Origin of the sequence: Cyanobium sp. Aljojuca 7A6, from assembly GCF_024346455.1 — a bacterium.
Lineage (GTDB): Bacteria > Cyanobacteriota > Cyanobacteriia > PCC-6307 > Cyanobiaceae > Cyanobium.
Genome location: NZ_JAGQCY010000019.1, coordinates 17,659 through 38,165, shown reverse-complemented (window position 1 = coordinate 38,165; position 20,507 = coordinate 17,659). Strand labels below are relative to the sequence as shown.

21 protein-coding genes and 1 pseudogene are annotated in these 20,507 nt (G+C 68.4%); 9 read left to right on the top strand and 13 right to left on the bottom strand.

What is annotated here, in order from left to right:
• Positions 1 to 9: 9 nt before the first annotated feature.
• Positions 10 to 645 (bottom strand): MerR family transcriptional regulator, encoded by a 636-nt coding sequence (locus KBY95_RS14335; RefSeq protein WP_254965823.1) that lies wholly within the window; start codon positions 643 to 645, stop codon positions 10 to 12.
• Positions 646 to 799: 154 nt separating this feature from the next.
• On the opposite strand from KBY95_RS14335, the pseudogene KBY95_RS14330 reads away from it, so the two are divergent.
• From KBY95_RS14330 to KBY95_RS14320, 3 genes and pseudogenes are all read left to right on the top strand, one after another.
• Positions 800 to 1,555 (top strand): annotated as a pseudogene (locus KBY95_RS14330) (M20/M25/M40 family metallo-hydrolase).
• A gap of 70 nt (positions 1,556 to 1,625) precedes the next feature.
• The gene (locus tag KBY95_RS14325) at positions 1,626 to 1,850 is read left to right on the top strand and encodes a hypothetical protein (RefSeq protein ID WP_254965822.1); all 225 of its coding nucleotides are present in this window, start codon (positions 1,626 to 1,628) and stop codon (positions 1,848 to 1,850) included.
• Complete coding sequence (locus KBY95_RS14320) at positions 1,847 to 2,236, top strand: hypothetical protein (protein ID WP_254965821.1); 390 nt, start codon at positions 1,847 to 1,849, stop codon at positions 2,234 to 2,236. The genes KBY95_RS14325 and KBY95_RS14320 overlap by 4 nt, the downstream gene beginning before the upstream one ends.
• Here KBY95_RS14320 and KBY95_RS16325 read toward each other — a convergent pair.
• The 9 genes from KBY95_RS16325 to KBY95_RS14270 all read right to left on the bottom strand — a co-directional run bounded on the left by KBY95_RS16325 (position 2,206) and on the right by KBY95_RS14270 (position 10,648).
• Positions 2,206 to 4,398, bottom strand: a complete 2,193-nt coding sequence (locus KBY95_RS16325) for a WYL domain-containing protein (RefSeq protein ID WP_261353727.1) — start codon at positions 4,396 to 4,398, stop codon at positions 2,206 to 2,208. The two genes, KBY95_RS14320 and KBY95_RS16325, sit on opposite strands and share 31 nt — an antisense overlap.
• A 6-nt stretch (positions 4,399 to 4,404) precedes the next feature.
• On the bottom strand, positions 4,405 to 4,803 hold the full coding sequence (locus KBY95_RS14305) for a type II toxin-antitoxin system VapC family toxin (RefSeq protein WP_254965820.1): 399 nt from the start codon (positions 4,801 to 4,803) through the stop codon (positions 4,405 to 4,407).
• The gene (locus tag KBY95_RS14300; RefSeq protein ID WP_254965819.1) at positions 4,800 to 5,090 is read right to left on the bottom strand and encodes a type II toxin-antitoxin system Phd/YefM family antitoxin; all 291 of its coding nucleotides are present in this window, start codon (positions 5,088 to 5,090) and stop codon (positions 4,800 to 4,802) included. Before KBY95_RS14300 ends, KBY95_RS14305 begins: the two co-directional genes overlap by 4 nt.
• A gap of 38 nt (positions 5,091 to 5,128) precedes the next feature.
• Positions 5,129 to 5,806: a peroxiredoxin-like family protein gene (locus KBY95_RS14295; RefSeq protein ID WP_254965847.1), complete on the bottom strand. Its 678-nt coding sequence runs from the start codon at positions 5,804 to 5,806 to the stop codon at positions 5,129 to 5,131.
• Positions 5,807 to 5,898: 92 nt separating this feature from the next.
• Complete coding sequence (locus KBY95_RS14290) at positions 5,899 to 7,413, bottom strand: cryptochrome/photolyase family protein (protein ID WP_254965818.1); 1,515 nt, start codon at positions 7,411 to 7,413, stop codon at positions 5,899 to 5,901.
• Positions 7,414 to 7,433: 20 nt separating this feature from the next.
• Positions 7,434 to 8,702: an FAD-binding domain-containing protein gene (locus tag KBY95_RS16320; protein ID WP_261353726.1), complete on the bottom strand. Its 1,269-nt coding sequence runs from the start codon at positions 8,700 to 8,702 to the stop codon at positions 7,434 to 7,436.
• Positions 8,703 to 8,874: 172 nt separating this feature from the next.
• Positions 8,875 to 9,078 (bottom strand): hypothetical protein, encoded by a 204-nt coding sequence (locus KBY95_RS14280; protein ID WP_254965817.1) that lies wholly within the window; start codon positions 9,076 to 9,078, stop codon positions 8,875 to 8,877.
• Positions 9,079 to 9,157: 79 nt separating this feature from the next.
• A complete protein-coding gene (locus KBY95_RS14275) occupies positions 9,158 to 9,625 on the bottom strand; it encodes a hypothetical protein (protein ID WP_254965816.1) in 468 nt (155 codons plus the stop codon).
• A 51-nt stretch (positions 9,626 to 9,676) separates the two neighbouring features.
• Positions 9,677 to 10,648, bottom strand: coding sequence for an HAD family phosphatase (locus KBY95_RS14270; RefSeq protein ID WP_254965815.1), 972 nt, complete (start codon positions 10,646 to 10,648; stop codon positions 9,677 to 9,679).
• 340 nt (positions 10,649 to 10,988) lie between these two features.
• Here KBY95_RS14270 and KBY95_RS14265 point away from each other — a divergent pair, with 340 nt between their 5' ends.
• Positions 10,989 to 12,326, top strand: coding sequence for a cation:proton antiporter (locus tag KBY95_RS14265; protein WP_254965814.1), 1,338 nt, complete (start codon positions 10,989 to 10,991; stop codon positions 12,324 to 12,326).
• Between the two features lie 59 nt (positions 12,327 to 12,385).
• Positions 12,386 to 12,535, top strand: a complete 150-nt coding sequence (locus KBY95_RS14260; protein ID WP_254965813.1) for a hypothetical protein — start codon at positions 12,386 to 12,388, stop codon at positions 12,533 to 12,535.
• 10 nt (positions 12,536 to 12,545) lie between these two features.
• On the opposite strand, the gene KBY95_RS16440 is transcribed toward KBY95_RS14260, so the two are convergent.
• Positions 12,546 to 14,483, bottom strand: a complete 1,938-nt coding sequence (locus KBY95_RS16440; RefSeq protein ID WP_254965812.1) for an ATP-binding protein — start codon at positions 14,481 to 14,483, stop codon at positions 12,546 to 12,548.
• Positions 14,484 to 14,658: 175 nt separating this feature from the next.
• Here KBY95_RS16440 and KBY95_RS14250 point away from each other — a divergent pair, with 175 nt between their 5' ends.
• Positions 14,659 to 15,384 carry a GAF domain-containing protein gene (locus tag KBY95_RS14250; RefSeq protein WP_254965811.1) on the top strand — a complete coding sequence of 242 codons (726 nt, stop codon included), beginning with the start codon at positions 14,659 to 14,661 and terminating at the stop codon, positions 15,382 to 15,384.
• Between the two features lie 9 nt (positions 15,385 to 15,393).
• On the opposite strand, the gene KBY95_RS14245 is transcribed toward KBY95_RS14250, so the two are convergent.
• On the bottom strand, positions 15,394 to 16,863 hold the full coding sequence (locus KBY95_RS14245; RefSeq protein WP_254965810.1) for a glycosyl hydrolase family 57: 1,470 nt from the start codon (positions 16,861 to 16,863) through the stop codon (positions 15,394 to 15,396).
• A gap of 174 nt (positions 16,864 to 17,037) precedes the next feature.
• On the opposite strand from KBY95_RS14245, the gene KBY95_RS14240 reads away from it, so the two are divergent.
• From KBY95_RS14240 to KBY95_RS14230, 3 genes are all read left to right on the top strand, one after another.
• On the top strand, positions 17,038 to 18,897 hold the full coding sequence (locus KBY95_RS14240; protein WP_254965809.1) for a DUF2075 domain-containing protein: 1,860 nt from the start codon (positions 17,038 to 17,040) through the stop codon (positions 18,895 to 18,897).
• A gap of 19 nt (positions 18,898 to 18,916) precedes the next feature.
• Entirely contained in the window at positions 18,917 to 19,504 is a 588-nt protein-coding gene (locus tag KBY95_RS14235; protein ID WP_254965808.1) for a rhodanese-like domain-containing protein, read from the top strand.
• A 138-nt stretch (positions 19,505 to 19,642) separates the two neighbouring features.
• Positions 19,643 to 19,903: a hypothetical protein gene (locus KBY95_RS14230; protein ID WP_254965844.1), complete on the top strand. Its 261-nt coding sequence runs from the start codon at positions 19,643 to 19,645 to the stop codon at positions 19,901 to 19,903.
• Between the two features lie 76 nt (positions 19,904 to 19,979).
• Here KBY95_RS14230 and dcd read toward each other — a convergent pair whose 3' ends face one another.
• Positions 19,980 to 20,504, bottom strand: coding sequence for a dCTP deaminase (dcd, locus tag KBY95_RS14225; RefSeq protein ID WP_254965807.1), 525 nt, complete (start codon positions 20,502 to 20,504; stop codon positions 19,980 to 19,982).
• Between the last annotated feature and the right edge of the window lie 3 nt (positions 20,505 to 20,507).

Below are 20,507 nucleotides of genomic sequence, written 5' to 3'. Positions count from 1 at the left end.
GGAACGGATTCAACGGTCGGCGTCGTCGAGCAGGGCGTTGAGCCGGTCCAGGAGGTGCTGGAGCCATTGCTGGCGCCGGGGGCCGGCGGGAGGAGGCAACACGGAGTCGCGGACGTGCACTTCGATGCCGGGGGCGAGGGTGAAACGCAGCCAGCGGCTGCCGTTGTCGCTGGTGCGGGAGGAGAGGGGTTTGTTGAGCATCCCAAGAACGGAGCCCATCGCGGCAGCTTTTCGTGCGAAGGACGAAGACTCCTCTGCCGCAGCACCGACGGCGTCGGCCGTGGACGGCAGATCCCGCAGGTACTGAAGGGCCTCGTTGGCGGAGGGAGCGGTGGCCGCCGCCCCTTCCCCATCGAGCTGCTCCAGCTGCTGCTCCAGATCAGCGTCGGCCAGAACGCAGAAGGGAGCGATGGCGGAGAGACTCAACCCGCGCCGGGCCAGGGCGCGCACCAGCACCAGTTGCAACAGGTGCCGGTGGCCGTACACCGCGCTGCGCCCCTCCTTGCCGGGGCGATCGATCAACCCCTGGGTGGCATAGAGACGCACCGTGCGCGGCGAGATCTCCTCGTCAAGCAGCTTGCCGGCGACGAGGAGGAGGTCCTCGAGGCCGTAGAGGGCGTCAGCTGGAGTGAAGACCTTGACCATCCCCTAATTATCCACACTTGCAGTGCAGGTGTCAAGCGAGTAGGCTTCGTGCCCCGTTGACGGCCTCAGCATCGATCACCCCTCCCGCGACCCCGCGCCCCTGCTGGAACACCTGCAGCACCTGGCCCGCCCACGCCATGCCCGCTGGGATCCCATGGGCCTGATGGCCGTGCGCGCCTACCTCACCGAACAGCTCGGCGCCCTGGGGCCGGTGGAGGAGCACCACTTTCGCGAGGGCACGGATGCGGGCACCAACCTGATCCTGCGGCTCCCCGGCCAGCGCCCAGAGCTCGCCCCCTTGCTGGTGGCGGCCCACTACGACGGCCCCCTGCACTCGATCGGCGCCGACGACAACGCCTCCGGGCTGGCGGCCCTGATCGAGCTGGCGGTGCACTGAAAGGCTCACCCGCCCAAGCGGCCGGTGTGGATCGTGGCCTTCGACCAGGAGGAGTGGGGCATGCTCGGCAGCACGGCCCTGGCCACTGAACTCAAGGCCAGCGGCCAAAAGCTGAAACTGATGGTGAGCCTGGAGATGCTCGCCTACACCTGCGAAACCCAGAACTACCCCCACCCGGCGATGCGGGCGATCTATGGCGATCGGGGCGACTTCATCGCCGTGGTGGGCAACCTGGGTGCCAGCGGCATGTTGCCTGGCCTGGCCAGCCGCATGGGGAAGCACGTGATCACCAAGGTGCTGCAGGTGCCCGATGCCGGCCGCTCACTTCCCGATGTGCGCCTGAGCGACCACAGCCCCTTCTGGGATGCGAGCTACGACGCGGTGATGGTCACCGACACCTCCTTCATGCGCAACCCGCACTACCACCAGATGAGCGACACGATCGACACGCTCGATCTGCCCTTTCTGGCGGCTGTCACCAAGGGGTTGAAGGCGGGGTTGGGGGTGCTGTGACGCCAGCGGCCCTCAACCACCTCTGGTCCTTCGCAGGGAAAACCGCACCAATCCGGCCGTGCTGGGGAAGATGGATCCCGCCGCAGACCCGTCGATGGAGCCCACGCTCGACAGCCTTCTGACCTTCTACGCCGAGCGGATCGGTGGCCCCTTCCCCCTCAGCCTGCTGCCTGCCGATCAGCCGCTGCACTGGCAGGGGCAGACCCTGTTCGGCACGGCCCGGGACACGGAGCCGCCCTACCTGCTGCAGAGCACGATCGATTCCTTTCTGAGTGAGGCCCCCTGGGCTTTTTGAGCGTGGGCTTCTGGGGCCATGGCCTCAACAGTCACGCCTTCTACTACCAGCGCCGCGAGCCCTGGTGCAGCCTGTTCCTGCGGCTGGCCTACGGCGGCTTCTACGACGACAACGAGCGGGCCGCCCGCCAGATCCGGGCCACCATGGAGTGGTTCGCAGGCTTTCTGCCGATCGTCAGCGAGCAGGCCCGCCACTGCATCGTGGTGGATTCCATGGGTGACGCCCTCTACCGGATCTGCCTGCACGACGGCCAAGTGATCGAGGGGGATGGGCCCCTGTTTGAACACGAACGCGGGCCGGCGGAGGCCCTGGGGCCCCTGCTCGCGGGGCCCGGAGGGGTGCCCAGGCAGGGTCTTCAGGGGCGCCGCAGCCGGTTGGGGAAGTAACGCACAGGTGGCTCCGGATCGCCCTGGGGCACCGCCCCAGCCGATCCATAGGCGGCCAGGACAGCCCTGGCCCGCTCCTGGTGCTCCTCGCGCAGGGCCGCCGGCGCCTCGATGCGGACGCCGCCGGCGAAGCCCAGCAACCAGGTGCGCAGGTCCACGTCCCGCCTGAGCGTCCAGGGGGGCAGGTCGAGTTCCACCGGGTAGGGGTGGCTGTCGCCGGGAGGGTTGGGCGCCAGCCGATGGGGCGCTTTGGGGTGGCGCCACCAGCTGTCGCCCGGCAGGGGTTTGGAGAAGCGGGTGTGCTCGATCGGGAAGCGCAGCACGCCTTCGCGGATGAAGGCGAAGGCCCAGTCCTCACACGAAAAGCGCAGGGTCACCAGGTGCCGGGCCCGGGTCTTTGGCGAGGCACCGGCAACGGCCAGCTGCTCGCTGAGGTCGTCGCCGCAGTAGATGCCGCCGCTGAGGTGCAGCAGCCGCCCGGCCCGCTCCACGGCCTGCTGGTGGGCCCCGTCGCTGCGGCGGTTGCGGCTCTCGCTGCGGCGCAGCGCCAGGCGATCCAGCCGCTCGGTGCGGATCAGGCCGTGGGGCTGGGCGACGGCATCTTCCTCATAGAGCAGGTACCAGCCGATGGTGTGGAAGATCAACTGCAGCGGCCAGACCCGCAGCTCCCCCACCGGGCTGTCGGGGAAGCTGGCCCCCGAGGCGTAGCGCTCCAGCACCACCCGCCGGTGCTCGAGGATCGCCGTCTCGATCGCCTCCGCCTGCCGGTAGCCGTGGCGGTCGGCGGCGAGCGAATCCGGGCGCACCAGGGCGGCATCCACCACCGAATGGTTGGCGTAGGTGCGCACCGGCGGCGTCGCCTCGGGGCTGATCCCGCCCCACCGCAGCCGCTTTTCCAGTTCGATCAGCAGGTCCTGGGCCGAGGGATCCCCGAGGCGGCCAGCCGCCTGGCTCACCACCCCATGGATCTCCCGCAGCCGCGGCGCCGACAGCAGCGCCGTGCCCAGGGCGTAGCCGTGGCGCACGTTGTCGTTGCGCACCCGGAAGCCGTAGGGCGTCAGCAGCTTCTCCAGGTCCTTGCGCAGGGTGGCCGCCTCCCCCGGCAGGTAGGCGCCGGGGATCTCCTCCATCGCCTCGATCAGGTGACCGGGCAGGTCGCTGCCGCCCTCCCGATCAAAGGGGTGCTGCAGCACGTGGCGCAGCAGGGTGAACACCCGCACGAACACCTGGCCGTCCCCCAGGGGAGGCAGACCTGCGTTCAACCCCGCCGCCGCGGCCAGCACAGGGGCCGGCTGGATCGGCGCGACGACGGGCTGGGCAGAGCTGAACCCCTGCTGCTCCAGCCAGGCCAGGTCGGCCCGCAGGGCTGCCGCATCGCCGTAGCAGTCGCCATGCAGCCGCCGCAGCAGGGCCGCCGCCCGATCGGCCAGATCCCCCTCGGGCAAGGGCGAGACGATCGCCTCCAGCTCGGCGGCGGTGACGGGATCGTTGGCGGCCAGGTCCGGATAGCGGCTCAGCAGGCGCAGCAGATAGAGCAGCCGTTCGAGATCCAGCAGGCGGGAATGGCCATGGCGCTGCACCTGCCGCTCCCGGTTGGTGGCCGAGCGGATGCGCTGGTCAAGCCGGGCCAGCTCCTCGGCCAGCACCGGCTCCAGGGACGCGTGGTGGCTGGGCACCAGCGCCACCACGGCGGCGAAGCCCTCGGCGCGGCTGGGGCCGAAATGCGGATCGGCCAGGGCCGCCGCCAGCTCCTTGATCACCGGCTCGGGCACCAGGCGATGGCGGCGCTGGTTCCACTCCAGGCAGGTGGCCAGGGGGGTGAACAGCCACCAGCCGACCCACTCCACCGGCGCCGGCAACGCCAGCGCCTGGGTGAGGGCCAGCCGCCAGGGCCGCCGGGCATGGGTGGCATCGACGATCACCGGAATGCCCTCAGCCACGGCCGCCCGCAGGCGCCCATGCAGCAGCTGCTCGATCGTGCTCCAGGGTCCCTGCACCGCCGCATCGCCGAACACCTCGGCGCGGATCGCGTCGGTGGAGAGCACCACCGCCGGTGGCTCACCAGGCCCCGTGAGCAGGGGCGCCAGGGCCCGGGCCAGGGTGGTCTTGCCGCTGGCCGGCGGGCCGATCAGGAGGTGGCAGCGCAATCCGTTGTCCGGCATGGGATCTCACCAGAGGATCTGGCACGGGAAGGTGGACAGCTGGGGATCGGCGGTGAGCAGCACCAGCCGCTCCAGCTCGGCCTGGGCCGCCAGCATCCGATCAAAGGGGTCGCGGTGGGGCTGGCTGTAGCCGCCAGCCCTCAGGCCATGGGCCAGGGAGATCGGCAGGGGATGGAAGCCATCGGCCTGGAGCAGGCCAGGGAGATCAGCCATGGCTGTAGCCAGCTCGGGGAGTTGGCCCTGATGGTGCTTGAGGCTGAGTTCCCAGACCGAAGCGGCACTCACCAGGATCCGGCTGGTGGGGTCGACCAGAAGCGCCTGGACGGCACCCGAAAGCCGCTCAGGAACGAACCACCACCAGAGCAGGGCGTGGCTGTCGAGCAGGTAAGAGGAGGGGCCGCTCACGGCAGGGCTGACGCCGGAATCAAGGAACTGGCTTCCCAGTCAGCGAGCTGATCGGGCGGCAAGGGCTCCAGTAGGGCGTCGGGCTCGCTGAGCGGGCCCAGGCGGCGCAGACGACCGGGGAGACGCTGGGGAGGCGGCGCCTCCAGGGGCATCAGCCTGGCCCAGGGCTTGCCGGCCTTCGCCAGCACGATGGTCTCACCGGCGTGGGCTTCATCGATCAACCGCGAGAGCTGGGTTTTTGCCTGGTGCACATTCACCAGGCGATGGGCCGGCGCTGGACCTTCCACAAGACCGGGTCGGGGGTCTCGCCTAGTTTAGTCATGGACTAAGCCAGATACGGATCCAGGAAACTCAGCGGCCTGGCCATGGTGGCCGAGAAGCCGAGGATGCCGGGGTCGCGGTAGCTGTAAAGAAGGGTGTCGTCGGCCTCCAGCAGGAACGTGCCGCCCCGCTGGGTCAGGAAGTCGTCGCGGGGGACGTAGGTGCGCCAGTGGCCCAGCACCTCGGCCATGTTGCGCAGCCGCACGGTGGCCAGCTCAAAGGGCCGCTGGAAGCCGCGGCCGCCGGCCCGCGCGAAGAACGAACCTTTGATCGGCGGCAGGGGCCCCGCCTGGATCGTCTCGTCGTCGGCGATGCGCTGGGGGGCGCTGCGGTCACCGGTGTAGCCGCGCAGCACCTCGGCCAGGGTGCCGGGGGAACCGAGGCCGGCGCACATCAGCAGCAGGTTGGGCCAGGGCCCGCCGGCCTGCGTCAGCCCCTGGTAGAGCCCCAGGTCGCGGTGCAGATCCGGCTCGGCGTCCACCAGCAGCCGCTCGCTCGGGAAGCCGGTGAAGGCGCAGAAGCGCTCACGGCCCGCCGCGTCGCCGATGCCGATCGCCAGCATGGCGATGCCGGCGGCCTCCAGCTGTGGCAACGCCGGCACCAGGGCCTGGGCGTACTCGAGGCTGTCGAAGTCGCCCAGCTGGCTGAGCAGCAGCACCAGTCGCCGCCGGCCGCGGCCCATGCCCTCCACCCCCGCCAGCCGCTCCAGCAGCACGATGGGGGCGGGCGGCCTGGCGGCGGCTTCGGCGGAGGCGGTCACGGGCAGGGGGCGGGTCAGGGTCCGACCATGGTGGCCCGCGCCAGGAACCCCTCGGCGGCCAACTCCAGCGCCTCGCGCCGCTTGGGGTCCATCTTCTCCAGCATCCGCACCATCATCGAGAGACGGGGATTGGCCTGGAAGAAGGCCCGGTGGCGGTCGATGAAGCGCCAGTAGAGGCCGTCCCAGATCTCGCACCAGGGGCCCTTCTTGTAGTCGCCCATCTTGAGGATGTAGTTGGAGCCGCCGATGTAGGGCTTGGTGGCGAACAGGCCGCCGTCGCTCATCAGGCCCATGCCGTACACGTTCGGGCCCATCACCCATTCGTAGGAATCCAGGTAGCGCTCCATGAACCAGCGGTGCACCTCGCCGGGGTGGATCTCGCAGAGCAGCATCAGGTTGCTGATCACCATCAGCCGCTCGATGTGGTGGTTGTAGCCGAGCCGGTTGACGCGCTCGATCGCCGCATCCAGGGGCGGCAGGCCGCTGCTGCCGTCGTCCCAGCAGGGGGCGAGGCGGCGCTGGTGGTTCCAGAAGTTGGCCGCCGCCTGGCGCTCGCCATGCACCCGGTCGATGCCGCGCACGAACTCCCGCCAGCCGATCACCTGGCGCAGGAAACCCTCCAGCGAGGCGATCGGCACCGGCTGGCCGCGCTCCTCCCGTGCCGCGGCGTGCTCCAGGGTGGCCGCGATCACCGCCGCGGGGGTGAGCAGACCGATGTTGAGCAGGGGCGAGAGCAGGGAGTGGTGCAGGGTGGCGTGCTGCTGGCTGAGGGCGTCCTCAAAGGGCCCGAAACCGTCGAGGCGCTCCGCCAGGAACCGCTCCAGCCAGTCCTCGGCGCCGGCCTGATCGAAGGGGATCCACAGGGGCCCCAGCACGCCGGGGTGATCGGCGAAGTGGGTGTCGATCAGGGCCCTCACCGCCGGCTCATGGGGGCTGGCCGCCAGCGCCGGCAGGGTGGGCTCCACGTAGCCCTTGGGCAGCTTGCGGCGGTTCTCCACATCGAAGCTCCAGCGGCCGCCGGTGGGGGCGCCATCGGCCTCCAGCAGCAGGCCGAGGCGGCGCCGCTGGCGCTCGTAGAAGGTCTTCATGAACGGGCGGCGACGGCCCTCGAACCAGCTCCGGCTCTCGGCCACCGATTCCAGAAACGCCGGCGAAGGCAGCACGCTGAGCCGCACCCCCTGCTCGGTGCAGAACCGCTGCAGCCGGGCCTCGAAGCCCCGATCGGCCACCTCGGCCACCCGGAGCTCGCGGCCGCCCTCCAGCTCCGCCGCCAGCCGCTGCCAGAACGGCACCGCCAGCGACTCCTGCAGCTCGCCGTAGGTCACCGCCACCCCGTGGGCGACCAGCGCATCGCGGAAGCTGCGCATGGCCACGAAGGTGTGCAACAGCCGCAGCCGGTGGTACCGCCAGGTGGAGGCCACGGCCAGGTCCTCGACCATCAGCACCCGCTGGCCGGGGGCGAGCTGAAGGGGCGAAGGGGTGAGCCAGTCGGGGTGGAGCTGGTCGCCGAGGATCAGGGTGAGGGTCACAGGGTCACGGGCATGGGGGTTCAGCTCCAGCGCTGGCGGTGGGTCTGCTGGGGGTCGTAGAGGCGCACCTGGCGTTCCAGATCGAAGCGGCGGGGGACACCGCCGAAGCTGCGCGGGTCGGAGCCGACCCCGGCCAGATAGGCCCAGTTGCCCGTGTTCAGGGCCGGCTGGGCATCGATCAGGGTCCACTCAAAGAAACGCGCCCCCCAGATCCAGGGCAGCTTGAGCTCATTGACGAAGTGGGAGGCCACCCACTGGCGGCCGCGGTTGGAGAGGTAGCCGGTGCTCAGCAGCTCATTCAGCTGGGCATCGATCAGGGGATGGCCGGAATCCCCGCGGGTCCAGCGGGCGAAGCGCTGGCGGTCCGCCTGCCATTCGGGCGGGCGGTTCTGAATCCCGCCGGGGGCGTGGAAGGCCGCGCCGTGCTGCTGCTCCGACCAGAGGAAGAACTCGCGCCAGAGCAGTTCCTGTTGCATCCACGTCGAGCCCTCGTCGGCGCCGTGCAGCTCCTGGTAGCGGAGTACCTCCTGCCAGATCCGCCGTACCGAGAGGGAGCCCACGCCCAGGAAGGGGGAGAACTTGGCGGAGAACTCCGTGCCCACCAGCCCGTTGCGGCTGGCCTTGTAATCGCGCAGGCCGCTGGAGTCGAACAGGTAGTGCTGCAGCCGGGCCAGGGCCGTGGGCTCATCCCCTGAAAAGGGGAAGGCGCTGCGGGAATCGCTCCCGGCCCCGGGCGCCGCCGGTGACGCCAGCCAGGTGCGGGGGAGGTCGTCCCAGGTGCCCCCCAGGCCGGCGAGATCCGGTGGGGGCAGCGGCGGTTCCGGGTCGCGCTCCAGGCCGCGCCGGAACTGGCTGAACACCTGCGGGAAGCGCTCGGCCGCCACCGGCCAGGTGTCGAACAGGCGGCTTTCGCTGGCGTGCAGCACCGCCTGCGGCTGCACCAGGGGGCGGAGTTCGGCCAGGGCGGCCGCCGTCGTGAGCTGGGGAACGACCAGCAGGGGAATGGCCGCCGCCGCCAGGCGCTGCTGCAGCGCCGCCAGGGCCTGGGTTTCCAAACGGCGCTGGTGGGGTCCGCGCAGGCGCTGCGCCTCGGGCCGGCAGGCCAGCACCAACAGGCGCGCGCCGCGCTGGCGGGCCAACGCCACGGCCCGGTGCAGGGCGGGCTGGTCGTCGAGGCGCAGCTGGCCCTCCAGGGCCAAAGCGATGCTGCCGTCAGCCGCCATCGGTGTTGCAGGAGAAGGATCCAGGGTGGCAAAGGCAGACCCACCGCCGCGAGAAGCCCGTTCCATGACGGATTGCTGCGGCCGCAAGCGGAGCGATTGCGCTTCTTAAGGATTGCTCTAGGTTCTGGGGCAACAGGAGATTCCCATGCACCGATCGATCGGACTGCTGACCGCCACCGGCCTCACCGGCCTGGCCCTGGTGAGCCTGACCATGACCTTTCTGGGCTGAGCTGGGGCCTTACCGCAGGTAGCCCGTGCGGCGCAGGAAGGCCCGCAGGGCGTCGGGAAAATCGGCATAGCGCTTCTCCGGCCGCCGACAGTCCCCCTTGGCGTTGTAGCCGGCCTCGCAGGCAGTCAGCCCCCAGTCGGAGCGGCGGTCGTAGAGGCCCAGCATCCGCTCCCAGCCGCTGTCGAACTCCCCCACCAGCGCCTTGGTGGCCACCCAGGCGGCCAGGAAGCCGTTGGCCTCGCTGCGCTGATCGGCCGGCGGCGCTGCAGGCGCAGCAGCATCGGAGTGGGGCCTACTGGCAGCCCTGCACCGAGATCCGGTAGCTGAAGCCCAGGGCGCCGGGGTCGCTGCTGGCGCCCACCTTGAAATTCATCTGGCTGGCCTGCTTGCCCGCAATGGCGGGGAAGGGGCCGAACATGCGACCGGTGCCGATCGGCGGGTTCATGACTTCGTTGATCACCTGCAGGTTGCTGCCATCGCTGAACTTCATGAAGCCACTCACCGGATATTTGGCGTTGGCGTCGGAGGAATTGGCCGTGAAGAAGAACTTGAAGCTGCTGTAGGGCTGGTTGACGATGAAGTCGGTGTTCCAGTTCTCCTTGCCCAGCAGCTTGGCGGCCCCCACCCGCTTGGAGACGATCGGGGTGGTGCCATCGCCACCAATCGGCTGCAGGAAAGTGCAGCGCTCCTGGGCCTCAGCGGCTGAACCACCACCGATGGCGAGCGAGGCGCCCAGCAGAGAGACGGCCAGGACTTTCACGGCTTCGCATCGACGGGTTTCGACCCTAGAGCGCGGTGGGCATCGGGACCGTCAACGGTCGAAGGGAAAGAGGCGCCGCCAATCGTTCTTCATGCTGATCACGATCCAGCCCTGCCGGCGGGCTTCGTCATGAAGCTCCTGGGTGAACCGGCCCACCCGGGTGTCCGGCAGCCCCAGGGCCGGACCGTAGGCATACTCGCGGCGGGCGTCATCGTGCAGCACCAGCATCGCCAGGCGCGGCCCGTCGCCGGCCTTGGTGTACTCCAGCATCTGCCGGTCGCCGGTGGAGTTACCGAAGGCGGCGATGGGCCGCCGGCCGATCATCAGCTGGATGCCTTCCGGCTTGCCGGCGTCGTTGTCGTTGAGCAACAGCCGGGGCTCCTTGGTCAGGAAGGGCCGACCCGCGCTGTCGTAGCCGTAACGGGTGGCGCCGGCGCTGCCGATCACCTGCTCCGGCGGGATGCCATACACCTGCTCGGCATAGACACGCACGAAGTCCTGGCCGCCGCCGGTGACGATGTAGGTCTTGTAGCCGTGGGCCCGCAGGTAGCGGAGCAGCTCCTGCATCGGCTGGTACGTGAGCTCGGTGTAGGGGCGCTGCCAGCGGGGGTGGCGGGCCGTGGCCAGCCACTGGCGCACGTCGGAGCGGAAAGTCTCCAGGGGCATGCCACTGAGGGCGGTGGCCGCCAGCCGCTCAAGTTCCCCCCTGGTGGTCACCGCCCCGGGCACCCGCTCGAGGATGAAGCGCACCTGCGGGTAGACCGGCTGCTCCACCCAGAGGGTGCCGTCCTGGTCGAAGGTGGCGATGCGCTCCCCGGGCGGCACGAACCCGGGGCTGGCGGGGTCGGTGGTCTGGCGGACGAAGCGGAGGATGCCGTCCCGGGCCGCACCCGGATTCCAGGACGGCAGCGGATCGGCCGAACCGGCGGCGCCGGCCCAGCCCGCCACGCCGGCCAACAGGGTCGCGGCGAGCAGGCCCCCCAGCAGGAGCAGGAACCAGCGGCGGCGGCGGGACAGGGTCACGGGGCGTCGGGCTCAGAACTTGCGCATTTCGCGGCGGATCTTGAGCGGATCGCCGGAATGCTGCTGATTGAAGAGCAACATCGGCACCCCGGCCAGCAGCAGGCCGACCGCCACAACGACGCCCCAGGAGATCGACGGCCGGCCCTCCGGTGGAACGTCACCCGGTTGGAGCCGACCCCGGAGCCGCTGCCGCGTTGAGCGCCTGAACCTTGCCATCGCTGCAGTCTGCTGGCCCGGCTGAGCCTTGAGTCTGTCGGGGCCGGGGATCCCGATCCGCTGATGCCGGGCCCGATCCCCACCAGGGGATGAAAGGATTCCCCACCGCCCCAGCCGGCCCGCCATGGACATGTCCTCCCTGCTGCTCGCCACCGGGGGCCACCAGATTGAAGCGGCCGAGACCCTGATCGAGGTGGGCCGCTTCATCGTGATCCTGTTCGCCGCCCGGGCCCTGGCGGAGCTGATGGTGCGTTTCCGGCTGCCGGCGATCCTCGGCGAGCTGGTGGCGGGGGTGCTGATCGGCGTTTCGGGGCTGCATCTGATCCTGGCCCCGGAGCTGGGCGGACAGCTCAACGGCTTCGCCGAGCACGCGATCGCCGCCCTGGCCCACGTGGGCCCGGAGCAGGTGCAGGAGATCTACGACCACGGGTTCAGCAATCTCCAGGCTGTGGCGAAGATCGGCCTGCTGGCGCTGCTGTTCCTCACCGGTCTGGAGAGCGAACTCGACGAGCTGATGGCGGTGGGGGGCCAGGCGATCACGGTGGCGCTCACCGGGGTGGTGCTGCCCTTCGCCCTGGGCACCGCCGGCCTGCAGTTTCTGTTCGGGGTGCCGCTGCTGCCGGCGATCTTCGCCGGCGCCGCCATGACCGCCACCAGCATCGGCATCACCGCCAGCGTGCTGGGGGAGCTGAAGTTCCTGCGCACCCGCGAAGGGCAGACGGTGATCGGCGCGGCCGTGCTCGACGACATCCTCGGCATCGTCATCCTGGCCGTGGTGGTGGCCCTGGCGGGCGGCGAGGGCTTCAGCCTCGGCCCGATCCTGAAGCTGATCGCAGCCGCGGGGGTGTTCGTGGGCGCGGCCCTGTTCCTCAGCCGCACCGCCGCCCCCTCCTTCGACTGGCTGCTGGATCGCCTGCGGGCCCCCGGCGAGGTGGTGGTGGCGGCCTTCCTGGTGCTGTCGCTGTCCTGCTTCGCGGCCCAGGCCTTCGGCCTGGAGGCGGCCCTGGGGGCCTTCGCCGGTGGCCTGATCCTGAGTGCCTCGCGGCACCGGCACGCCATTGAGGCAGCGGTGAAGCCCCTGGTGGCCCTGTTCGCCACCTTCTTCTTCGTGCTGATCGGCAGCGGCATGGACCTCTCGGTGCTCAATCCCTTCAACCCCGCCAACCACGAGGGGCTGGTGATGGCCGGCTTCCTGCTGGCGGCCGCCGTGGTCAGCAAGGTCGCGGCCGGCTGGAGCTACCTCAGCAGCGGGCCCACCAACCGCCTGGCGGTGGGGCTGGGGATGATGCCCCGGGGCGAGGTGGGCCTGATCTTTCTGGGGCTCGGCACCCAGACCGGGGTGCTGGGGCCGTCGCTGGAGGCGGCAATCCTGCTGATGGTGATGGGCACCACCTTCCTGGCGCCGGTGCTGCTGCGCCTGGTGCTGGCTGATGCCGGCGAGGGGGCGGAGGCGATGGGATGAGAACCCCGGCGCGGCCCTGGCCCGGCCATGGGAAAGTGGCGCAAGCTTGCTCCCTGCCCGTGCCGAACGACAGCGGTTCCTCCAGGTCGGTGATCGTGGGTCTCCTGGCCGTGATCGGCTCGCTCGGCGGCCTGGCCCTGCTGGTCTGGCTCACGGTGGTGATGCTCGACCTCAAGCACCTCAACACCTCCGGTTTCACCCTGCCCTGAGCCAGATTCCCTAGGGGGAGGGCTGGTGCAAGCGGGCGTGGGCGGCCACGAGGCAGGCTTCCAGGGCCTCGGCCTTGAGCGGCTTGGCCAGGACATCGTTCATGCCCGCCTGCAGGGCCGCCTGCCGCTCTTCGGCAGACGTGAAGGCCGTGATCGCCACGATCCAGGGCCGCGGCGTCCGCCCCGTGGCGGCGCGGATGCGGCGGGTGGCTTCCAGACCATCGAGCCTGGGCATCTGCACATCCATCAGGATCAGATCCGGCTCAAGCAGTGGCTGCCGTTCGAGGGCCTCCTGGCCATCGACGGCGGACTCCGGCGCGTAACCGAGACGCCGCAGCATCAGCTCGCAGAGGCGACGGTTCACGGCACTGTCATCCACCACCAGGAGGCGCAGGGGATAGCTGGCCGCGAAGGCGGCTCCGCCCGCCGGGCTCGCCAGCAAGGGCGGCGTAGCCGGGGCAGGAGCGGCGGCCACCGCTTCCACCGGCAAGGTGAAGCTGAAGACGCTGCCGCGGCCGGGGGTGCTCTCCACCTGGATCGTGCCGCCGAGGGCCGCCACGAGCTGCTGGCTGATGGCCAGCCCCAGGCCAGTGCCGGCCTTGGGCGCGTTGGTCGCGCTGGTGAGTTGGCAGAAGGGTTGGAACAGCAGGCCCAGCTGGTCGGCGGCAATGCCGACACCGGTGTCGGTGACGCAGAACGCCAGGGGCAACGCGTCTGGCTCCGGTTGGCTCACCTGTTCCCTGGCCGTACGGACCGCAGGCTGAACGGAGACAACGACGCTGCCAGCCTCGGTGAACTTGATCGCATTGCCGATCAGGTTGAGCAGGACCTGGCGCAGGCGGATGGCGTCGGTGCAGATGGTCTGGGGAACCTCCGGACCGATGACCAGGGAGAGGGCCAGAGACTTGGCCTGGGCCAGGCTCGTGCAGGTAGCTACCGACTCTTCCAGAAGGGAATGCAGCTGGCACGGGGCCAGTTCCAGCTGCAAGCTTCCAGACTCGATCTTGGTGAAATCAAGGATTTCATTGAGCAGGGCGAGCAGGGATTCCCCCGAGCTGTGGGCGATGTCGAGGCACTCCCGCTGCTGGGCGGACAGCTCGCTGGCCAGCAGCAGCCCCGTCATGCCGAGGACCCCATTGAGCGGGGTGCGGATCTCGTGGCTGAGGGTGGCGAGAAAGGTGCTCTTGGCGCGGTCGGCGGCGGCCATGGACTGGAAGGCCCGGGCCCGGGCCTTGAGGCTGCGGCGATGGAAGTTGGCCGCCAGAACCGAAAATCCGGCACTGCCGACCAGGCCCAGCAGATAGGTGAGCTGCAGCGGAAATTCCTTGCGTTGCAGTTGGGCGAGCGAGAAATCGATCCCAACAAAGCCCACCAGCTCCCCGTCGTTGTTGCGGATGGCGGCAAAACCACTCATGAAGGATCCGAAGTCGTCCGTGTAGGGCTTGGTGCTGACGGTGGTGAGGCCAGAGCGGGAGGCCTCAAGCGCGTCGTTTGAAGGTGCGACATAGAGGTCGCCAACACTGACGGCGCTGGCGGGGGAACCCTGGTTCTGGATGTAATACGTGCTGTCGATCGTGTAGCGAAGTCCTTCGGGCGTGACGATGAACACATAGGCGTAGTAGATCTCGGGCACGAGCCGGCGCAGCTTCAGCAGGGGCGCGCTGGCGCGGCGATAGTCCCGATCACCCGTCTGCTCGGGCCTGGTGATGGCGGCGACGAGGGCGGGATCCATCTCACTGGCGGCGATGGTCACCAGCTGGCGCAGGTTTTCGCGCACCTGGTTGCGCAGCAATCGGGTGGCGCTCAAGTAGTTGAAGCTGAGCGCCACCGCCGCCACGGCGAAGATCATCGCGGCCAGCAGAACGCTCTCGCGGCGAATGCGCTGGCGGCTCCAGTCGGCCGTGGCGTCGTCAGTCACGCTCAGGGCCGACCCAGAGCTGCCGAGCACGCGGGAGAACCAGCCAGCCAGAGGTCCTCACCGCGGGGCCGATCTCTTTTTCTACTGCGGCGACCTCCCGAACGCGTCGGGGCCTGGGCCAGCCGCCGGCGGGATGAGGAGATGTGAACCGCCGTCCGGTCCATCACGGGACCCTGCGAACGTTTCATCAGGTGTTTTGCTGCCCATGCCCGCGAAAGTGGCTCCCCGCGAAGCGGCACGCCTGGAGGCTCTCAAGGACTACCGCATCCTCGATACGGAGGCTGAGCAGTCCTACGACGACATCACGTTCCTGGCCGCCCAGCTGTGCGATGTGCCCATCGCCCTGATCAGCCTGGTGGATGCCGATCGCCAGTGGTTCAAATCCAGGTTTGGCCTCGATGTCAGCGAAACGAGCCGCGATGTGTCCTTCTGTGCCCACGCCATCCTTGGCGACCAGACCCTGGTGGTCAGAGATGCCCGTGAGGATGAACGCTTCCGGGATAACGCGCTGGTCTGCAGTGAACCCAACATCGTCTTCTACGCCGGGGTGCCACTAACCACCCCGACAGGCGCCCGGATCGGCTCTCTCTGCGTCATCGATCGACGGCCCCGGGACCTCAGCTTCCTGCAGATCCGATCTCTGGAGACCCTGGCCCACCAGGTGGTGCTGCAGCTGGAACTGAAGCGGATTTCGGATCAGCTCGCCGGTGCCTTGCAGCGTATCGACGTGATGGAGCAGCTGATCCCGATCTGCTCCTACTGCAAGGGCATCCGCAACGATCAGGGCTACTGGGGGACAGTGGAGGCCTTCATCAAGAGCCACGACAACGTGGAGTTCTCCCACGGCGTCTGCGATGCCTGCATGGCCAAGTACTTCCCGGAGGTGGTTGCGCTGGGCAGGGAAGCGTCAGGCCAGGACGATGAGAACTGATCGCGCCGGCTAGCGGCCAACCATCGCCGCTTCCCCACGCCTGTGGATCTCGCTGGCGTAGTCGGTCCAGGTGCCCTGGCCCCAGTAGCGGAAGCAACTGGTTTCCAGCAGCAGCAGGTGCAGCAGCGCCTGTTGATAGCGGGGGGTCCGGGTCACACCGGGATCCTGGGCCACCAGGGGGTCGAACAACTGATGGAAGCGGGCGCTGAGCTGGTTCATCGGCTCCAGCACATTGGCGTAGCCCTCCACCCAGCTGAGGTCGTTGGTCCAGGAGGCGCCGGCCATCGAGAAGGCGGGGTCGCTGGCCTGGAGCTGGGCGATGGCCGCTGTGGTGGCCTCGGGGGTGGTTGAGGAGGTGGGTGAGCCGTCCAGCTGCTGCCAGAGCTTGTGCTGCTGCACCGCCTGAATGGTCGGGAAATCGCTGGTCGTCACGCCGGCGGCCTCCAGCAACTCGAGATACTCCGTGCCGTTGATCGCCACCGTGGCTTGCTCACTCCCCTTGTTGGCGGCGATGGCGTGATGGGCCTGGAGGAAGGCGGACGGGAACTCATTCATCATCACGCCGCCGTTTTCGCCATCGGCAATCTGCGACACCAGCGACGGGACCGTGGTGGCTCCCAGGTGCTGCCGGCCCAGCCCCAGAGCTTCGTAGCAGGGCTGCATCTGCCCCACCAGTTTGGTATCAGAGCCCTGGGTCTTGATCAGCACCGTGATCGATAGCTCCTCGCCGCTGGAGTTGCGTGCCACGAGTTGATTGGGAAGGTATTTCTGCTGCTGGGGCAGGCTGCTGCCATCGAGGTTTTCAACGCTGTGCTCCTGCACCAGCAGCCAGCGATAGCCGCACTCCTTGAGGGCCTTGACGAACTCAAACAGGGTGTCGGGATGGTTGGGCAGGTGCATTTCCGGGGGCGAAAAGCCCTTCACCCGCGCCAGGGCGTCGCGCCCGAACAGGGCCGCGAACTGGTGCTGCCAGGCCAGGATCTGCAGCTTGAGATCGGGAATGGGGGTGGAGGGGGCCACGGCATGGCTCCAGAAGGTGCCGAGCCACTCCACATGGGGCTGGAGGGCAGGATCGCAGGCGAGCTGCCTGAGCGCATCAAGCACATCAAGCCGGCCCATCTGCTCCAGTCCCCAGAGAAGATTGCCGGAGTAATCCAGCATGATCCGGGGGTTGCAACCCTCCTCCATCAGCTGAGGAAGGAGGTCGGCCAGGCGCCTGTAGCACTGCGCGAAGGGTTCGGCATTGTGGTTATCGCCCTCTCCCTGGTGCTCAAACATGTACTGCAGATGGGAGATCAGCTCGCCATGCGCACCGGCTGGAATCGTGGGCTGGTGCATGTGGAGGGCGCAGGCAAACCCGGAACGGATCTGCTCCAGCTTGAGGTTGGTGCGGGGCAGAAACACCGGGCCGGGCTGCTGCACCAGGGCGAGGATCTCCGCTTCTGAGCCAGCGATCGGCGGCAGGGCTTGGTCGGTCATGGCTGGGGTGTCGTGCCACCATCATCACGGCGGGGCCGGTGCGTCATGGCCACGGTGAGGCACGCTCCGCGGTCTCCCTGACCTGGGCGAGCTTGAGGGGAAAGAGTTCATGCATCAGCCATCACGCCGCCCAGCCATGGCACCCAAGCCACACCTCGCCAAACCTCCCACCCCGTGATCATCTACCTCGCGACCCGTGAGGAGTTCCTGCAGCACGTACGCGAGCAACGCATCGAGGAAGAGGTGCGCCGCTGCTATCTGGAACGCACCGGCCACAAGGTGGCGGCCAACGAGTTCCGGGCCTGGCAGAACTCCCTGCAATGCGTGGGCAACGTGCTGCAGTTCGAGGCGATCCCGAAGGAACTGGGGGTGGCGATCGAATACCGGATCCACAACACCGCCAAGCGAATCGACCTGCTCCTGTCCGGCCGCAATGCCGACGGCGCACCTTCAGCCGTGATCGTGGAGCTCAAACAATGGGAAACGGTGGAGGCCACGGAGCTGGACGGAGTTGTGCGCACGTTCCTCGGCAAGGGACCGCGCGAGACCACCCATCCCTCGTACCAGGCGATGAGCTACGGGGCGTTGCTGCGCGGATTCAACACAGCCGTGGTGGAGGACAACATCGCCCTGCAGCCCTGCGCCTACCTGCACAACTGCACCGACGGCGCCGGCCTCAGCGATGGGCGCTATCGGGACTATCTCGAGCAGGCGCCACTGTTTCTGCGCCACGACAACGCCGCGATGGCCGCCTTCCTGCGCCGCTGCCTGGAGGTGGGCGATCGGGGCCGCACGATCGAGCGGATCCGCGATGGCAAGGCCAAACCGAGCCGGCAGCTGGCCGACGCGGTGGGGCGGATGCTGAAGGGCAACACGGAATTCGTCCTCATCGATGAGCAGAAGGTGGTGTTCGAGAAAGCCCTGGCCCTGGCGCGCCATCTGCGGGAGGGCCGGCACGGGGTGCTGCTGGTGCAGGGCGGACCAGGCACGGGGAAATCGGTGGTGGCGGTGAACCTGCTGGCCAGACTGATGGGTATGGGCCTCAATGCCCGCTACGTGAGCAAGAACGCGGCACCGCGGGCGGTGTACCGCGCCAAGCTCACCGGCTCCCTGCAGAAGGGCGACTACGACAACCTCTTCTGCGGTTCGGCCTGTTTCGTGGCCTGCCCGGAGGGCTTCTACGACGTCCTGATTGTGGATGAGAGCCACAGGCTGATGACCAAGACCATCTACGACAAGGAGGGGGAGAACCAGGTCAAAGAGATCATCCACGCCAGCAAGCTGACGGTGTTCTTCCTCGATGAGGACCAGCGCGTCACCTTTGACGACATCGGCAGTACGGCCGAAATCGAGAAATGGAGCCAGTACGTTGAGGCCGAATTGCACCGCGAGGTGCTGCCGTCACAGTTCCGCTGCAGCGGCTCCGATGGCTACCTGGCCTGGCTGGATTCCACCCTGGGGATCCGCGCCACAGCCAATGAGCGATTGGATCCAGGCGGGTATGACATCCGGGTGTTCGACGATCCGCTGCGCTTGCACGCGGCGATCAGAGCAGCGAATCAGGCCAATCAGGCACGGATGGTGGCTGGCTACTGCTGGAACTGGGCGTCGAAGCTTCATCCCGATGCCTGGGACATCACGATTGATCCCTATGGCTACCGGGCCCGCTGGAACCTGAGCAAGGACGGCAGCGTGTGGATCATGAAGCCGGGCACGGTGGAGGAAGTGGGCTGCATCCACACCTGCCAGGGGCTGGAGCTGGAAACCATCGGGGTGATCATCGGGCCGGATCTGGTCTACCGCGATGGTGAGGTGGTGACGGTGCCGACGGCACGGGCGCGCACGGATCAATCGCTGAAGGGCTACAAGGTGGGCCTCAGGCGCGACCCCCAGGCGATCAGACTGAAAGCAGACGCGATCATCCGCAACACTTACCGCACGTTGATGAGCCGGGGCACGAAGGCGTGCTGGGTGTTCGCGTGTGATCCCGAGCTGAACCTATGGCTGAAGCGATCCACCATGTCCCAACTCTGAAGCCAGGAGAAACCCCGCCATGACACCCCCAGGTCTGTTCCGGCGTTGGCGGCTGGCCGCCGCCCTGGCCGCCGCCGCCACCGCCGCCGCCGTGCTGCACGGGACCGGGGTGGGCCGTGGCGGGCCGGCAGCGGGTGCCGCCGACAGCGAGCTTGCGGCCGAGGTGGGACGCCGCTACGGGGGCATGAAGCGTCTGCTGTTTCCCGGCCAACCGGAGATGTCCGTGGCCGAGTGGCTGGATCGGCCCAAGGACCAGCCGGCGGTGCTGGTCGATGTGCGCGAGCCGCATGAACGGCGCGTCTCGATGCTGCCGGGGGCCATCACGCAGCAGGACTTCGAGCGCAACAGCGCCCGCTACCGCTCCTGGGTCGTGGTTCCCTACTGCACCATCGGCCTGCGCAGCGGGATCTACACCAGGGAACTGCGGGGCCAGGGTTTCGAGGTGCGCAACCTGGCGGGAAGTGCGCTGGCCTGGGCCCATGCGGGCCTGCCGTTCGAAAGCAAAGGCAAGGCCACCCGCCGGGTGCACGTCTTCAACGCCGATTGGAACCTGCTGCCCCGCGGCTACGAGCCCGTCGTCTCGAAGGCGCAGCCCAATGTCCCATGAAGCCGATCAGCCCCACATCCGATGCGGGGGATGAAAGATCTGAGCCAAATCAGGCGGCTTACCGGTGAGGCCGCCGTGCCGACAAACGGCGCCACCGGCAACCGACTCCTAGGGTTTGAGCACCTGAACACCCTCCAGATGCAGAAACCACTCCTCCATCTGGCCGCCATGCTTGTGGCCCTTCCGCTGCTGATCCCGGGCCCAGCCGTGGCACAGAAGCGGATTCCCAAACTGCCGGGCAACGACCAATGTCCGCTTGGTTATGTGAATGATCTGAAGCAGCATTGCGTCTCACCCATTGACTACCAAGTCAGGCCCACCTATGGAAAACCCTGTCTGTCGGGATGGATGAACATCGGAGCGGGCTACTGCAAGAAGAAAACCCTGGGGATTTTCTGATTCGGCATCGCCCACGATCCTCCGCATCGCACGCATGGGTGGGGAGATCGCGGGGCAGCCGCGGTGGCCGAGTCGGTCAGAAGGAGTCTTCCGTCTGGCCGGCAAAGCAGCCCGCATAGCTCTCGATGCCCTGCAGCTTCTGGAACACGAACTGGCAGATCGCGGTGCCGGGATGCACGGCCAGGGGAGCGGGGCCGAAGTTGCTCATCTCCAGCACCTGCTGGCTGTCGATGCCCGGCCCCATGAAGGGGGCGCTGATGTGCACCATCAGGCCCAGCCGCGCGAAACGGCTGCGCCCCTCCAGCCAGCCGCACAGGCCAGGCCCCAGGCGCAGCCGCTCCTGGGTGATGCCGAGCACCGTTTCGCCCGGCATGATCAGGATGTGCTCGCCCTGGGGCACCACGATCTTCTCGGTGAGCGTCCGGTAGTCGGTGTGCTCGCGCACCTCGATCACCTCGTGCACCTTGCGGAACACCCGAAAGGTGGGAGCAAGGGTGAGGTCGAGCGAGGCGGGGCCCAGCCGTTCGGGGGCGAAGGGCGTGACCCCGATCGTGCCCGCTTCGATCGCCTGCAGGATCGCCTCTCTGCCGAGAACGGCCATGGA